This is a genomic window from Escherichia sp. WS1265 (genome assembly GCF_046487585.1).
In the GTDB taxonomy this organism is placed as follows: domain Bacteria; phylum Pseudomonadota; class Gammaproteobacteria; order Enterobacterales; family Enterobacteriaceae; genus Escherichia; species Escherichia coli.
On record NZ_JBJQJE010000077.1, the window covers coordinates 1 to 1,395 of the forward strand.

1 protein-coding gene is annotated in these 1,395 nt (G+C 51.3%); it reads left to right on the forward strand.

Translation table 11 applies throughout. The features are described 5' to 3' along the window. The coding region (locus tag ACJHX3_RS24845; protein WP_410236247.1) for a ClpP-like prohead protease/major capsid protein fusion protein at window positions 1-1,395 on the forward strand (1,395 nt) is incomplete at both ends.

Sequence of the window (1,395 nt, forward strand, 5' to 3'; positions counted from 1 at the left end):
AAGGCAATGGCATGTATTCAGTCAAAACGTACAGAGGAATTTAAAAAGATGCCGGAATCCATTCGAAACATGATTACTCCGCCACGCAACAGTGCTCCACGCGTACAGGATAATGAACCTGTAGCCTCCCGGACGCCAGTGCAGGCAGCAGCACCCGTGGTGGATGAAAACAGTATCCGTGCGCAGGTACTGGCAGAGCAAAAAGCGCGTGTAAACGGTATTAATGATTTGTTTGCCATGTTTGGCGGGCGTTATCAGGCGCTGCAGGCTCAGTGTCTTGCCGATCCTGAATGTTCGCTGGAGCAGGCCCGCGACAAGCTGTTGAACGAGATGGGGCGCGAGTCCACGCCATCCAATAAAAATACCCCGGCTCATATTTATGCCGGTAACGGTAATTTTGTGGGGGACGGGATCCGCCAGGCGCTGATGGCGCGTGCCGGATTTGAAAAAACCGAACGTGATAATGTCTACAACGGGATGACCCTGCGTGAATATGCTCGTATGTCACTGACTGAACGGGGGATTGGGGTTTCCAGTTATAACCCGATGCAGATGGTCGGTGCGGCGTTCACACACAGTACGTCTGACTTCGGTAATATTCTGCTGGATGTTGCGAACAAAGCCATTCTGCAGGGCTGGGAAGATGCCCCTGAAACCTATGAACAGTGGACGCGGAAAGGTCAGTTGTCTGATTTTAAAATTGCCCATCGTGTGGGTATGGGGGGCTTCAGTGCTCTGCGTCAGGTGCGTGAAGGGGCGGAATATAAATACGTCACCACCGGAGATAAACAGGCCACTATTGCACTGGCGACCTATGGCGAGCTGTTCAGTATCACCCGTCAGGCCATTATCAATGATGATCTGAATATGCTGACCGATGTCCCGTTGAAACTGGGCCGTGCGGCGAAATCCACTATTGCCGATCTGGTTTATGCCATTCTGACGTCTAACCCGAAAATCTCCACAGATAATGTAAGTCTGTTCGATAAAGCGAAACATGCAAACGTACTGGAGAGCGCTGCAATGGACGTGGCATCGCTGGATAAAGCCCGCCAGTTGATGCGTGTTCAGAAAGAGGGGGAGCGTCATCTGAATATTCGTCCTGCGTTCGTACTGGTACCGACGGCGATGGAGTCTGTTGCTAACCAGGTCATTCGCTCCTCAAGTGTCAAGGGGGCTGACATTAACGCCGGTATTATTAACCCGGTGAAAGATTTTGCGACCGTTATTGCAGAGCCTCGTCTTGATGATAACAGCCAGACCACTTTCTACCTGGCTGCGTCCAAAGGCTCCGATACGATTGAAGTGGCTTATCTCAACGGTGTGGATACGCCATATATTGATCAGATGGAGGGCTTCAGTGTGGATGGCGTGACAACGAAAGTGCGTATTGAC